At 61.1% G+C, this 14077-nt stretch carries 9 protein-coding genes; 2 read left to right on the plus strand and 7 right to left on the minus strand.

All coding sequences use genetic code 11. From position 1 onward, the window contains the following. Window positions 1-254, minus strand: a 254-nt coding sequence (sdhC, locus tag NCS28_RS29740) for a succinate dehydrogenase, cytochrome b556 subunit (RefSeq protein ID WP_250517377.1), incomplete at its 3' end; no start/stop codon positions are given. 217 nt (window positions 255-471) lie between these two features. Between sdhC and NCS28_RS29745 the strand changes: the two genes are divergently transcribed. Both NCS28_RS29745 and NCS28_RS29750 read left to right on the plus strand, forming a co-directional pair. After that, window positions 472-1368 carry a LysR family transcriptional regulator gene (locus NCS28_RS29745; protein ID WP_250517378.1) on the plus strand — a complete coding sequence of 299 codons (897 nt, stop codon included), beginning with the start codon at window positions 472-474 and terminating at the stop codon, window positions 1366-1368. Window positions 1369-1477: 109 nt separating this feature from the next. Continuing rightward, window positions 1478-2221, plus strand: a complete 744-nt coding sequence (locus NCS28_RS29750; RefSeq protein ID WP_250517379.1) for a carbonic anhydrase family protein — start codon at window positions 1478-1480, stop codon at window positions 2219-2221. Window positions 2222-2266: 45 nt separating this feature from the next. On the opposite strand, the gene NCS28_RS29755 is transcribed toward NCS28_RS29750, so the two are convergent. The 6 genes from NCS28_RS29755 to NCS28_RS29780 form a co-directional block, all read right to left on the minus strand. Further along, window positions 2267-4300, minus strand: a complete 2034-nt coding sequence (locus tag NCS28_RS29755) for a capsule polysaccharide biogenesis protein (RefSeq protein WP_250517380.1) — start codon at window positions 4298-4300, stop codon at window positions 2267-2269. Between the two features lie 19 nt (window positions 4301-4319). Beyond that, window positions 4320-6077: a hypothetical protein gene (locus NCS28_RS29760; RefSeq protein WP_250517381.1), complete on the minus strand. Its 1758-nt coding sequence runs from the start codon at window positions 6075-6077 to the stop codon at window positions 4320-4322. A 58-nt stretch (window positions 6078-6135) separates the two neighbouring features. After that, window positions 6136-7107, minus strand: a complete 972-nt coding sequence (locus NCS28_RS29765; protein ID WP_250517382.1) for a phage baseplate protein — start codon at window positions 7105-7107, stop codon at window positions 6136-6138. Further along, on the minus strand, window positions 7104-10856 hold the full coding sequence (locus tag NCS28_RS29770; protein WP_250517383.1) for a CDP-glycerol glycerophosphotransferase family protein: 3753 nt from the start codon (window positions 10854-10856) through the stop codon (window positions 7104-7106). Before NCS28_RS29770 ends, NCS28_RS29765 begins: the two co-directional genes overlap by 4 nt. A gap of 308 nt (window positions 10857-11164) precedes the next feature. Further along, on the minus strand, window positions 11165-12268 hold the full coding sequence (locus NCS28_RS29775) for a galactosyltransferase-related protein (RefSeq protein ID WP_250517384.1): 1104 nt from the start codon (window positions 12266-12268) through the stop codon (window positions 11165-11167). Between the two features lie 5 nt (window positions 12269-12273). Further along, window positions 12274-14076 carry a polysaccharide biosynthesis/export family protein gene (locus NCS28_RS29780; RefSeq protein WP_250517385.1) on the minus strand — a complete coding sequence of 601 codons (1803 nt, stop codon included), beginning with the start codon at window positions 14074-14076 and terminating at the stop codon, window positions 12274-12276. Window position 14077 lies beyond the last annotated feature (1 nt).

Raw genomic sequence — 14077 nt, forward strand, 5'->3', positions numbered from 1 at the left:
GCCCACGACAGCACGAGCGTGACGATCTTGACGATGGGGTTGGCGAGAAAGCCCTTGAACGCGTCGAACGAGATTTCTGACGTGAGGCTTTGATCGAGCAGATAGAGGATGAACGGCAGACACACGAAGAGCAGCAGGCCGCTTATACGATGCAGGATCGACACCTTCCCTGCCAGCGGCAAGCGATACTTCGCGAGCTGGCCGAGTCCGATGTTCCGGTATTCCGGCCTTGGTTTTTTCAATGTTTCAGCCACGTTAGACCCCTTCCCAATCTGATTGACGATTCGCGCGTCGTCGATGCACGACACGGGCGCGACTCGTCCAGCCTGATCCGCCTCGAAAAGCGCCCGGCGATGTAGTTGGGGAAAAGTGTTTTGCCCGCGCACTGCGCGATAGCGGTATTTTGTCGCGCGATTGATATACTGTCCAATATCTATCTCGTCTTTCTGAAATATCTTTGACAGATATCGCATGGAACTGCGCCACATCCGTTACTTTCTGGCCGTCGCCGAGGAACGCAACGTCACGCGCGCGGCGGAACGGCTCGGCATCGGCCAGCCGCCGCTCAGCCAGCAGATTCATGCGCTGGAAGACGAACTCGGCGTGCGGCTCTTCCGGCGCACTGGGCACGGCGTCGTATTGACCGAAGCGGGCGAGGCGTTCGCCGTCGATGCCAAGCGCCTCATGAACGACGCGCGCCTTGCCATCGAGAAAGCGCAGAGCGCGGGCCGCGGCGAGATCGGGCAACTCAATATCGGCTTCACTGGGTCGGCGGCGTTCAATCCGGTCGTGTCGAAGCTGATTCGCTCTTATCGGCAGGCTTATCCGAACGTCACGCTCACGCTCACCGAAGGCAACACTGCGCAACTGCTCGCTCATCTCGATGCGGGCCGCGTCGATGTCGCGTTCGTTCGTCTCGGCAGCCAGTCGCCCGCGGGCGTGCAGATCAATCACATCGCGATCGAGCCGATGAAAATCGTGCTGCCCGCCACGCACAAGCTTGCGAGAAAGCGCAGGGTGCCCCTCGCGGCGCTTGCGGAAGATCCGTTCGTATTGCTGCCGCGCGAGGCGAGCCCGACCTTGCACGACGTCATCATCGGCGCTTGCCGTGAGGCGGGATTCGAGCCGGTCCCGGGGCAGCAGGCGCCGCAGCTTTCGTCTGTCGTGAATCTGGTCGCGGCGGAATTCGGCGTGTCGCTGGTGCCCGCGTCGGTGTGTCAGATTCAGGTCGACGGCGTCGCCTACACCGATGCCCACGGCAGCGCGATCACGATCCGTCTCGCATTGGCGTCTCGCATCGACGCGACAGCCGCCAAGACCGCCAACTTTCTCGACATCGCGCGGCAGGTCGTTACGTCACCGGCGTGACGTTGTCATTAGAACAAGCGTGCATTGCATTCGACGCGTTTTCATCCAACACTTCAGTTCGCAATATGAGCGTCGAGAAGGCCCGATGGTTTGCTCGAGGAGCACGGTCATGCGCAAAGAAGCGAAGCATCCGTTGCAATGCACGCTCGCATGCCGCCGGGCTTTCCTCAAATCAGTTGCATCCGCAAGTATCGTCGGGCTTGGTTCATCGTTTCTCGTGACTTCGGCTCATGCCGATGCGTTGACGCATGCGCAACGCGACAGCATGACGCCCGAGCAGATCATCGAATTGATGAAGCACGGCAACGAGCGCTTTCAGAAAGGCGAACGCAAGGCGCGCAATTATCTGCGCGAACAGAAGGCCAGCGCGAAAGGACAGTATCCCGCGGCTGTGCTGCTCAGTTGCATCGACTCGCGCGCGCCCGCTGAAGTCATCATGGATCTGGGCATCGGGGATATCTTCAATTGCCGCATCGCAGGCAACATCGAAAACGACGATATCCTCGGCAGTATGGAGTTCGCGTGCAAGCTGATGGGCGCGAAAGTGGTGCTCGTGATGGGCCACACGTCGTGCGGCGCGATCAAAGGCGCCATTGCCAATGTCGAGCTCGGCCATCTCACTGGGCTGCTTGCGCGCATCAAGCCCGCCGTCGATGCAACGCAGTACGACGGCGAGCGTTCGGCAACCAACTACGCGTTCGTCGATAAAGTGGCGCGCAAGAACGTCGAGCTGACCATTGCGCAGATTCGCCGCGACAGCACCGTGCTCAGCGAAATGGAAGGCCAGCACGGGATCAAGATCGCAGGGGCTATGTACAACCTGAGCACGGGGGCGGTGGAGTTTTTCAACTGACGCCTTTCGTGCCCGCGTTCCTTCTAACGTTCAGGCAGCGCGTGCTTACGCCGGGCGCATGAACCACCTTCGCGCGCGTGCGTGCGCGCGAAGCAAGACTTCGGGAATCCTGTTCGCCCTGGCGAAACCGAACTTGAACACGTGGTCTCCGTTGCGCATTCGCGCCAGTTCATGCACCGCGCGTTCGGGCGTGGTGAAGCGCCCGCTGCTTGCGCTGACGTACGTCGGATAGGCGATCAGGGTCGCCGCGACGAGCGCATCCAGCGATATGCCGGGCCGCCGTTGCCGCGACAATCCTCGATCCACAGTGAGCCCCCATCCAGCATAAAACGGCGTGCCGTAGGTCACCACGCGTTTGCCCATGAGGAGCGCCTCGAAGCCCGTGAGCGAAGTCGTGACATGAACTTCATCGACCTTTGGCAAGAGATCCGATATGGATTCGCTCGTCAGCACTTCGTTGCAATAGCGCCGCACCACATCGGGCGGCACGGCTCCTTCGCGCAAGCCGGCGACGACATCGGGATGCGGCTTGTACGCGATGTACGCATCCGGTTCCGCCTCGCGCACCGCTTCGATCAATTGCCGATTGGTCTTGATGCGATGGCCGCCGAATCGCAGCGAAGCATCGCCCTCCACCTGCCCCGCCACGAGGATGACGCGCGATACGCCGCTCGGCCGGCTCCAGGCAGATCCGTTCAGGTTGTATTTGGTGACGCGCTCGCGAACGATGATTTGTCGCAGGCGTGCAGCTCTTTCGAGCATTGTTTCATCGAAGTACCTATTCTCGATGAGTGTTTCGAGGCGCGACGATTCGCTCGGGTCGTAGTAAATCCCTTCATCATCCTGAACCCAGGACAACGGGGCGACCAGCCTCGCGCCAAGCCCGACCGAGCGCACGAAGCCATCCTCTACGCGTATGACGCGCCTTCCGGGCTTCGCCCCTTTGAGCGACGTGCTGCCCCACACCGCGACTGCCGCGGCGCCGCCGGGCAGCGCGCGTTCGCTGCGCAGGAACCGGAGTTCACTTCCCGAGAAAAAAGCACGAGCAATGGGACGCTTCCAGCGCGAAAAGCCGATCGCATGAATCGTTTCGGGAAAGCGCGCGCGCATGCTCCGCTGCAGCGAGATATGCCTGACTGCTTCTTCGACCTCGCACTCGAGTCCGGTCTCGGGGTCGAGATACTTCGGATAGGCAATGAGCGCTGCATGAACGAGCGCTTCGAGTGAGCGGTTGCAACGTCGCTCGGGGCGAGGCAGTTCATCATGCGTGAGTCCCCAGCCCGCGTAGAAAGGCATGCCGAACGCGCGCACGGGGCGGTTCCACACCAATGCCTCGAAGCCGACCTGCGAGCTTACGACATAGACGATCCTCGCACCCTCAATCAGGTCAGGTGCGTGATAGTGCCGGCCGACCACGACGACGCGCTCAGCCATCGAACGTGTGAGCGCGTCGAAATGTCCTTTCTTTCTTCCGGCGAATACGTCGGGATGAACCTTCAGGAGCACCTTCGCGCCGGGATGTTCATCGAGCGCGGCTTCCAGCATTCGTGCAAAGTCGGTCGACGAGCACAGCGCGCCGGAGATCGATTCATCGTGAGCCGTCTGGTCGACGACGAGCACATAGCCCGTTTCCAGCGGCGGCTTCGCATCGCGCGCGTGATTGTATTTGGACAGGCGATGCACTCGCCAGGCTTCCGTGAGCGCATGCACGCGAGCGTGACGCTCGCGGGATACGTCCGCAGCGATCAACTGCTCCAGCCTTGAAGGTTGTCGCGCGTCGTAGTAAATGCCCAGATCGTCGATGGACATCGACAGACAGTGCGGGTCAGTGCCGTCTCCGGCCGAACGCAGAAAACCGTCTTCGAGAGAGAGCGCAGGAACGCCCCAGCGCGCGGCCAGCTCGCGCGCCGCGCGGCCACTGCGTTTCAGGCCCCAACCCGCCACGGCGGCATAGGCGGATGACTTGGTGCTTCGGCCGGACACATAGTCCACGCGCGCGCGCAGAAACTGCTCGATGTCGTCGCGCCGTGCGATCGATCGAGAAGTGACTGCTATGCAGTTGCTATAGGGGTCGTTCATCTCTTCACCATCCGGCCGCCTACTCCTCTGGGAGAGCGGCATGCCCGTGAGCTACGCGCGCGTCGTCCCAGTCGATATCGCGCATGAGCACCTGCGCCGGATTTCCAGACAAGAAGACATTGCATTCGTCGAACTCACCTTGCACGACCGTGCTCGCGGCGATCACGCAATTATGGCTCACGCGACTTCCAGGCCGGAAAACCGCGCCGTGATCCACCCGCACGCGATTGCCGATGCGCACGTCGCCGGGCGGATTCAGTCGGGACGTGCGCATCTTGTCATGGAGAACATAATCATCGGCACTCGAGATGTGCACTCCGGCAAACGAGCAATCGTCACCCACGACGACATGCCGTGCGTCGCCCGACCGGATGGACACCGGTTCGTCGAACACGACGCCGTTGCCAATCGACACCTCCGAATCATCCTGCACGACGATGCGGCCGCGAATCGTGCAATCGTCACCGATCGACAGCTTCGCAGCGCGACCGACGATGATCTCGGTGCCCTCGAACGTGCATCGGTCGCCGCAGAGGAACTGTGCCGACGAGCCGTCGAGTCGAAACGTGGAATGGCCGACGAAGAAGCGGCGTCCCGGCCGAAAGCCGTCGTGCGAGAGAACATGCGACAGAGAATCGGCCTCATGGCGCATTAGACTCACGATTTCAAGGCGCTTTATGCGCGTGACCAATTCCTCCCGACGCTGTTGCTCTAGCGAAGCAGGGTCGATCGCCTTCAAATCCAGCACTGCGCCCGACGCATCGCCGAGCGCTTCCCGGGCGTCGGCCAACAGCAGGCGGATGTTCGTGGTGTAGCCGTCCTGCGGCAGCGCCTGCAAGAGTTTCACGCACTCGAAATGACGCTGCTCGCTATACATCAGTTGCGCGAGTTTCAGCCTCGCCCGGCCCAACGCGGGCTGTGCATCAAGCGCGAGAAAGAGGAATCGCTCTGCGGCTTCGGGATCGCCGAGACTCTCGGCGCACAGCGCGCAAAAATACTGAATCATCGACCAGGCCGGCACACGTTGCGCACACGCACGCAGGACATCGAAGGCATCGACCAGAACGACTTTCCGCTTGACGAGGCTTTCGTTGAACATCTTGATTGTGAGTGCCGTATTCAGATCGATGGGTGCAATGAGGTCGCAGTGTTCCAGAAACGAACGGTCGCCGTATTCCAGAAAGCGACACAAGATGTCTTTCAGTCCGAACTGCGCATCGAGCGCCTTGGCCACCACATGCGTCGTATTGCGCATCAGCCAGATTTGCACCGCCGGATTGTTCGCGTGTAGCTTGCATGCGCAAAAGACATCGACCAGATCGTTCGCCCCCGACAGGACGAGTACGTCCTGCGGACACGCAAAAGCGATCCTGGAGATATCTCCGGCCCCTTCGGCAACACCTTTGAGACTGCTCACGCTCCGGCCGAGGGGCACGCAAAGTTCAGTTTCCGGTCCCATCGCGAGCACGCGCTGCGCCTCGAGCATCGAGCCGTATTTCAGCGCGGCATACGCGCCCATGCTCGTGCCGACCGTAAACACACGTCCCGTAGGAGACTTCAGAGTTGCAACGCGCTCCGACAGCCATTCCTGAAAGTGTCTCTCGCCGTCGAAGTCGGGAGTGCCATCGAGATACCAGCCGTTCGAATAGTCGTTGACGAAAATGACGCGACCGCCGAACTCCGAAAGCATCTTGAAGAATGTGAATTTTCCTTCAGGCGTGTCTCGCGCCGAGAATGCGATGCAGACGTCCCCACTTTCGCCCATGCCGGCGATCAAGACGCTCTTCTTGAAACGTGCGCTACTGTCCATGTCGATGTCCGTTCGAGGCTTTGCGCTACTTACGTCCGTCGGCGGCATCGTCCAGACGCCAGAGACGCAGATTGCGCCTCTTATGGGCAGCGCTCACGATCCCGGCATAAAGCGCGGCGCCGTACCCCGGCTCTTCGTGCAAGGCCAGTCCTTCGGGTTCGTAATAGCGCCCTTCGTCCTTCGCGACGCTTTTTCCGACAGAGAACGACGTGTTTTCCGAGAGCATCCGTCCATCATTCGTGAACACATAGAAGCCCTTGCGTTCGTCGAGCCCGTTCTTTCCGACCAGCATATAGACGTGCTGGCTGTCGCACGCGAGCCCTTGAAGCGGGGCATGGTCGTCGAACACCTGTGGAGGGATCTTCCATTCGGCGCGATAGCGCATCGAATAGTCCCCCGGTCCGCCTGCCGTCAACTCGCGAAGATCGAATACGCGCAGGAATTGTCCGCCCGACCGCCGGCCGCGAGCGATCAATGTTTGCGAATCCAGACACACCTTCGGCATCGATACGCTGTTCCCGGCGTAACGTTGATCGAACAATTGATAGATCTGCGGCTCCGGTGTTCCTGCGCCTTTATACTCGAAACGCACTGCGCTGCGTCCCGCGCCCGCGCCCGCCGATCCCCATAGCCATGTCTCGCCTTTGCGCGACGGCTCCTCGCTGATCCCCTGATGACCGAGCCAGTCGAGTTCACCCGTCGAATCGAGAGCTTTCACGCGCCCACCCGAAACAGCGAAACGCGTGACGGACGATCGCTCGTTCGGCGCCGTGCCGGACACGGTCTGCACATACAGTACGCTGCCGTCGTCATTGAAACTGAAATCCTGCGGCGCGTCGCTGCGGGCCATGATGCGCAGGGCTTCGCCCGCAGTGCCGACATCCTGGGCAATGGTCTGCGAGAACGGTACAGCAATAAGCAACGGCAGCAAGCAGATTCGCTTTACCACGTGTGAAATGAATTCCATCGATACAAACGCCTCGAAATAATTGTTCATCGGGAGCAGATCGGTTCTTTGTGTAGTTCGTTCGGTCTTGTCGTCGGACTGTCTGAGCGCCAATAGTTCAGGAGGTCGGCGCAGCGCGCGAGCGTCGCATCGTCATGCCGCCGGCTCTCGATCCGCTGGCACACCATGCTCTCCAACTGCATATAAAGAGCGCGCGCGATGCCAGCTGAATCTTGCAGTCGCCGCAACGACACGAGAAGTTGTCGAAGCGCGTCCTTCGGCGCAGCCTCCGGGTACTTCTCCAGCAGCGCGGACCAGCAATGCGCCGCGGTCTCCCATTCGCGGCTCTCCATGGCAAGGCGCGCACACAGGTAGGCTCGCGGCCCTTCCGCGTCGCGCGTGGCGAGTTGCGCGTCGATCATGAGAGCCAGAATGACCCGCGCATCGGCAATTCGTCCGGTGGCCGCACATGCTGTACCCAGCTTATGAAGGAATGCAATGGCATGCTCGGCGCCCGGATCGACGGCCCTGAAATCGAAGGACGCAACGATCTCGTCCCATGCCTTTTCCTGATAGAGCAAGCCGCAAAAGTGGCAGTCCGCCTCCCATGACTGGTAGCCGGTCACGCGTAGCGCCTGGAAACTCGCGCGCGCCTCGACGCGTTTCTTGAGCATGCGTTGGGCGACCGCAAGCTGGAACACGTGCTCCGCTGCGAGGTGGTAGCCGCTTTCCTGCGTGATTGCGGTCCATGCCGCTTCAACGGCTTTCCAGCGCCGCTGCGCAAAATCCAGTTCGGCGCGCCGCACGCGCACGGCGAGCAGCGGACTTGCATCGCGCTCGGCCGGCGCCAGAACCGCTCTCGCCGCTTTGACATCGCCGATCTTTTCGAGCGCGACCGATGCAAAAACCCGGTCTTCGACACGCAAGCAGATGCGCGGGTTCACGATCAGCTCGCTCCAGATTCGGGCACTTGCTTCCCAATTCTCGACGCTCGCGGCCAAGGCCGCTTCCTGTATGCGATAAGCCTCCGAGTCCGAAGCCCATGTTGAAATCTTGGCCAATTCGAGTTGTGCGGACAACAGATCGCCAACGGAGCGATAGGCTTGCACCAGCCGCAGACGAGCGGGACTCTCGTCCCGCAGCGCTGCCATGTCGCGCCACGCATCGATCGCGGTGTCCCAGTCGCCTTCCAGTTCGGCCAACTCGGCACGCTCGGAAAACAGCAGTTCGATGTGATCGTCTGAATCCGCGATTTCCGTGTCGAGGAGCGCGCGTGCTCCGCGAACATCACCCAGCTCGCGTCGTGCCTGAGCCATGTGAATCACGGCCTCGCGGCGGGACGGCGCATCGTCGCAAGACTTCTCGACTGTCTCCCAACGCTTCAGCGCGAGCTCCCAGCGCCCGAAGCGGCTCGCATTGCGGGCTTGTTCGATCGCGAGTTTCGTGTTGTCCGATACGTCGCCTGAACTCTGTTTGAGCGCCTCGATGCGCTGACAAATGCGCTCGCTCGCGCGCCCGTCGCGATAGGCAAAAAAGCGGTCGACACGCCGCTGATACTCCGCCTGCATGCTGAATCCGCTCGAAACCATATCGGCGATATGCCCGGCGAGCGCGGCCTCCGACATGAAGACGGGACCGAAACCATCGCGCTCATAGTCGTAGTAGCCACGGCTATACGAGTGGCCTGCAAAGAACTCCCGGACATCGAATTGCAGATACGCGACGGGTTTGCCGAGATAGGCCACGTCGAAGGCTACCGACGAGTAATCGGTCACCAACATGCCGGCGTCGCGAAACAGCGCTTGCAGACTTCCGTCCGATGCCGATGGCACCTCGATATACGAAGGAACCTTCAGCTCGCCCAGGTATTCCCGAAGATTCGGATGCGGAAAGAACACTAGCCGCGTCGCGTTGCGTTCATGAAGCCTGCGAAGTTCATCGCTGTTGAGGAGCGCGCTCCAGCGCGTCGCAAACTCGGACTCCGCGAACCTCGGGTTATGTGCGCGCCGGCTGGATCGATGCAACAGTTCTCCCGACAAGTGCTTGCGCCACGTCGGCATGATGAGAACCAGATCATGCTGCGAGGGCGACGCGAGCAGCGCATCGTGACGCGGAAAACCGGTGAGAATGGTCTCCCGGTCTGAGTACTTGTAGCGGCCGTTCGCCGAAATGTCGTCGAACTCGTCCCGCGCGGCGGTGACCAGCAAACGAATATCGCGGCTATTGAGCCATTGCGACTGGTCGTCCTTGGTTATGCCGTGCTGGAGGAACACCAGACGGGAGTTCATCAGATCCGCGTAGTGCTTCTTCGGCAGATAGCTGACCACAGACGGATTCGCCTGCGACGAAATGATGAACTCGGCATTGATCAGCGCAAGCCTGTGTCTGAGGCCGCCGAACGGAAGCAACCTGAATCCCTCGTGTTGCAGGCGTTTCCAGTCGGCCGACTTCTTCGAGAGAAGAAAGCGCGCGTTGATGTCGCTGCGCTCGCGAAGCAGGTATCGGTAGAAATGCTCGGCATTGTCGTCCGCGCCGTCATCGCGGTCGGTGATCACCCACACATCCTTGTACGCGGACCGAGTCCATGCACGCGTCGCCAGATAGCGAAGGATACGCGTCTTGACCGGAAGGTGAGACTCCAGGAGCTTTGCCGGGTTGAAGAACGTGTGTATGTCGGAGACGGCGATTCGCGCATGCGACTTCCCGCCCATCGAGAGCTTGCAGTCGGTGCCCGTCTCGGCTTCGAAACGCAGTTCGCCGCCCTTTCCCGCCAACGATACCCAGAGCAGGCGTTCCGTGCACACCGGTTGGCCCAGGATGTGATGGCGAATGCTGCGCGCATGACGCGGCAGTGTTTCCCGTTCGCCCAGCCAGACCGATTCGAATCCGGCGTCCTCACTGAAGTAGCGCAGACGGACCATGTCCTCATGCGCATCGTAGCCGTCGACCAGGACGATCCTGACATGCGCCGGCTCCGTCCCTGCCAGCGCCAGCAGCACGGTCTTCTGAAACGCGCCATAACCGGGCATGCCAGTCGTCCAGATGCGGGAACGGCCTAGCCCCCGTGCGATGTCCCCGAGCTTGCCGAGGATGTGCCGCCTGCTTTCCTCCGACATGACGTCGTCGGCTTTCTTGCTCTTGAGCAGCGCGTCGCACAACGTGTACATCAACATGACAGCGGCACGGGAAACGAGGTTGTTTTCCGGACCGGCCGCCGTCACCAGTCGCTCGATGATCGACATGAAGTCCTCGCCGTATCCCTGTTCGACGATGCGCTCCACATGAAGCTGCTCGACAGGTACGACGGACGATGTCAGCGCGGTGTCGGCAAAGGCGAGAACCGTGCCGCCGCCGAGCACGTCCGCGGCGAGATAGCGCGATGCGAAGTCCGTCAGCACGCTGTCATCGTGGCACGATCTGAACGTGAGTGAGCGCCTGGAAACGAGATCGCGGCGAAACAGCAGATCTTCCGCGAAAGGCCTGAGGGTCGCGGTCATCCGTGCGTACGGCAAGACCCGGGTGACTCCGAAGGGATCGTGCTTGCCCTGATAGAAGCTTCGGCCGTTCTTTTCGAGTGTCTTGTGCGCAACGAGCGTGGGCTCGTTCTCCAGCGCCTTGAGAGTCGATCCTAGACGGCCGATGAAGGCAGGCGTCACGCTCTGACCGGGCTGAACGAATTTGATCCATCGCGCCTTCGATACCGATAGCGCATAGTTGCAGGCCTCGGCTCGATTTTCGAAGGTGCGCGCGCCGGTGCGTCGATTCGTCGACACACCATACGATGCCGCAACGATTTCCACGACTCCCTTCGTATTTCTCGCGAGTCGATCGAACACGCTAAGTGCGTCCGCGTCCATCGAAGCGCTTTCGCAGACCACAAGCAGCGAGAAGAGCGGGCTTCCTGTCTCGGTCGCGAACGGCCTGGAAGTGCGCTTGCGAACCATGTCGGAAACAAACAAGCCGGGATTTCTGATCAGTTTTCGGAGTTTTTTTTTCATGTTCATCTGCACTGCTTGATTCATCCTCGGGGCCACCGCTTGCCGGTCGGGCCGGATGCCTAGTTCAACCCATGACGACGAGCCCACAGTGCCCGATTTTGCGACTGGAGCTAGTACGCGCCGAGGAGGAAGCGGAGCTTTCTGAGCGGCGTATCGAGCCGGTCGGCGTGGCCGGGCCGGTTGTCGAAGAGAATCGTGTAAGCGTGAGGGTCTGCCCGGTGCGCATGACAGATATCGAGCCAGGCGCGCATGAGCGACAAGTCCCACGCGGACCGGTCCTCGTCCTTGGCTCTTTCGCGTTCCGGTATCAGCATCGCCAGCTTCTCGCGGAACAGCTTCGCGTTACGTTCGCGGGCCCGGTAGTAGTCGTCGCGCCCGGTGCTGTGCCATAGATGGAAAGCGACCTCTTTCCGTAACAACGACGGCAGTGCGAGCAGAGCCAGCTGTCCACGAAATCCTCGCGATAGCAGTGGCGCCCGCGTCGGCGCGTCGACCAGTAGATCCGCCGTTCGCTTGACCTGACCGTGGATCGACGCGAGCCGCACCAGAAAGTCGAAGTCTTCGTAGCCGTGCCCGCTAAATGCTTCGTCGAAACCACCGGCCCTTGCGAAATCCTCGGTGCGGAACACCGTTACGGAACTCGGTAGCGCAAGATGCAGAAACGGCGCGCGCTTGTACTTCAGGTAATCGCCGAAGAGCGCCTCCGGTTCTGTCCTGTTCTTGCGGAGCCGGCTCGTGCCGGCGCGCGACAAATAGAGACAAGGCAGCACGCCGAATGGCCGTTCGCCGTTTGCAACCGAAGCCGCGACACCGTGGAGCATGCCTGTCGGTACATGAAGATCGGCATCCAGCAACACGGTGAACGGTGAATCGACGGCCGTCATCGCCTTGTTTCGCAGGAGCGCGTTGTTCACCTCGCCCTCGTAATACGCGTTGCTGACGATGCGAGCGCCGTGATAGGCGCACAGCCGTTTCAGCAGGCCGTCGTAAAGGTTGCCACGATCGTTGTGCCCCACGACGACGGAGACGCCCTGTTCGCGCGAGCGTCCGAGCAGTCCGTGAAATCGCGACAGCAGATTCGCGGGCCGGCGCTCGAGGTCAGCAGGAATAATCGCCGTGATGCCGTTTCGGCTTCCATGCCGCACGTCTCGCGCGGCGATGGTCGGGCCGAACTTTTCGCGCGGGGCGCTGGGGTAGCGATGCATCAGATCCATTTTTATCACAGGCCCAATGCGACCTTCGCGCTGATCGCAACCTGATAAAGAATCTGGAACACGTCCTTGGCGAACTGGCGCGTCTTGAAATCCACCTTCGGCAACACGAGGATCTCATCTCCGGCTACGACCTGCTTGTCTTTTTTGCCGTCGGAGAACGTGCCGTTCAGATGAGCGACGACGATACGCGAGCCGTCGGCAGCCTGAGAGAATCCGCCTGCCTTCGCGATATAGTCGTCCACCGTGTAACGATCGTCCGCCGCAATCGTGTTCGGGAAGAGAACCTCCCCGCCAACCAGGACGAGACCATCCCTCGCGGGCACGCGCAGCACATCGCCGTTTTCGAGCAACAGGTCATCCCTGATTTCTCCGGTGCCGATCACCGCCTGTCCTTGCGGTTCGATCTTGCGGGCGCGGTCCACCCACTGGAGCGCCAGTGCGGCCTCGTCCGTGCGCAGGCGCGCCTCTTCTTCCGTTCCCGATCGTGCCGTCAGCACCGCCATCTCGAGGTTCTGCAACGAAGTCTGCAGCAACTGCTTCTGCCGATCCTTGACGCTCGCGCGAAATAGTTGAATGTCGTCCGGCGAAGATCGCTCGGTCATCTGAACCCGCGACAGGAGCCCGCCCAGGCGGGAACCGTAAGGCAGCACGTATTCCTGCGGCCCGATGTGTTCGCCTTCGACGCGTACCGTGATGGTCCCCGGCTGCTTGTCCGCGGTGAACTCCACCAGGTCGCCGTCCTGCAATGTAACCGACTTGCTCGCGGCGATGGAAAAGTACTCCACGTTTCGCGTCGTTCCGGTGTTGCGCGTCACGCGCACGTGCGTTGCGGACGGATCCGGCTTTGCTGCGTCGGCGATGCTGCTGAGCGTCGTAGCGTTGCCTGGAAACTCGAACGACTTCGCATTGGCCGCCATGCCGCTCGCCAGGATCGAGCCGTGACGAGGACCGACGAATACGACGTCTCCATCCGCAAGCGGCGGCGAATTTAGGTCGCCACGCAGCAGGAAATCGTAGAGGTTTATCTTCGCGCGCACCGTGGCGCCACGCTTGACCTGCACATCGATGAAGGAGCCGCGGTCGGGATCGACGCCCCCTGCCTGATCCAGATAGCGCAAGACGCTATCGTTGGACGTGCCGTTGTACATCCCGGGATGACGCGCGAAACCCGCGACATATACACGAACCGGCTGCGACGCCTGAAGATCGACATAGATGGAAACGCGATTGCTGAATACGCGTCGCAACGCACTCGTCACCGTGGCCTGCAGATCCCGATTGGCGACACCGGCGATCCGCAGCGGACCTGCGTGAGGCAAGAAGATGCTGCCTTGCGAATCCACGGTGAGCGTCGAATCGAAGTCGAATCCGCCCCACATGCGCAGACGCAAACGGTCGCCGATCGAGACGACGTAATCGCCATTGAATGCGACCGATGGTCCGCGGGAAAAAGCCCCCGTGAAAAGTTGCGCCCCAAAGACGGGACTGGCGGCGTTCGCTGCATAGTCCGCCCGTTGCGCAGCGGTGTCCGGCACCACGCTGCCGGCGGGCGCGCCTGGCGTCATCGGATCAGCCTGGCCAGTCGGCAAGACCGGCCATTGCGAAGACGACGGCTGAGCCGATGAATTCATCGCAGAGGACAGTTCGCTCTGGTTGGCGCCTTGCTTGTCGGGTCGCGCCGCCGCACCGGACTGCCGTCCGTAGCCATAGCGCATGATGGTTCGATAATCCGATGAGCCGTCGATATCCTGCGCGTCAGCCGCAACCGAGGCCACCGAGAGGATGAAAAGGATCAGTACACGAAACATA

Source organism: Caballeronia sp. INDeC2 (assembly GCF_023631325.1).
In the GTDB taxonomy this organism is placed as follows: Bacteria; Pseudomonadota; Gammaproteobacteria; order Burkholderiales; family Burkholderiaceae; genus Caballeronia.

Coding starts and splice junctions, on each gene's coding strand:
- NCS28_RS29750 (WP_250517379.1), top strand. CDS start 1,478: ATGCGCAAAGAAGCGAAGCATCCGTTGCAATGCACGCTCGCATGCCGC.
- NCS28_RS29780 (WP_250517385.1), bottom strand. CDS start 14,076: ATGTTTCGTGTACTGATCCTTTTCATCCTCTCGGTGGCCTCGGTTGCG.
- NCS28_RS29765 (WP_250517382.1), bottom strand. CDS start 7,107: ATGAACAATTATTTCGAGGCGTTTGTATCGATGGAATTCATTTCACAC.
- NCS28_RS29745 (WP_250517378.1), top strand. CDS start 472: ATGGAACTGCGCCACATCCGTTACTTTCTGGCCGTCGCCGAGGAACGC.
- NCS28_RS29755 (WP_250517380.1), bottom strand. CDS start 4,300: ATGAACGACCCCTATAGCAACTGCATAGCAGTCACTTCTCGATCGATC.
- NCS28_RS29775 (WP_250517384.1), bottom strand. CDS start 12,268: ATGGATCTGATGCATCGCTACCCCAGCGCCCCGCGCGAAAAGTTCGGC.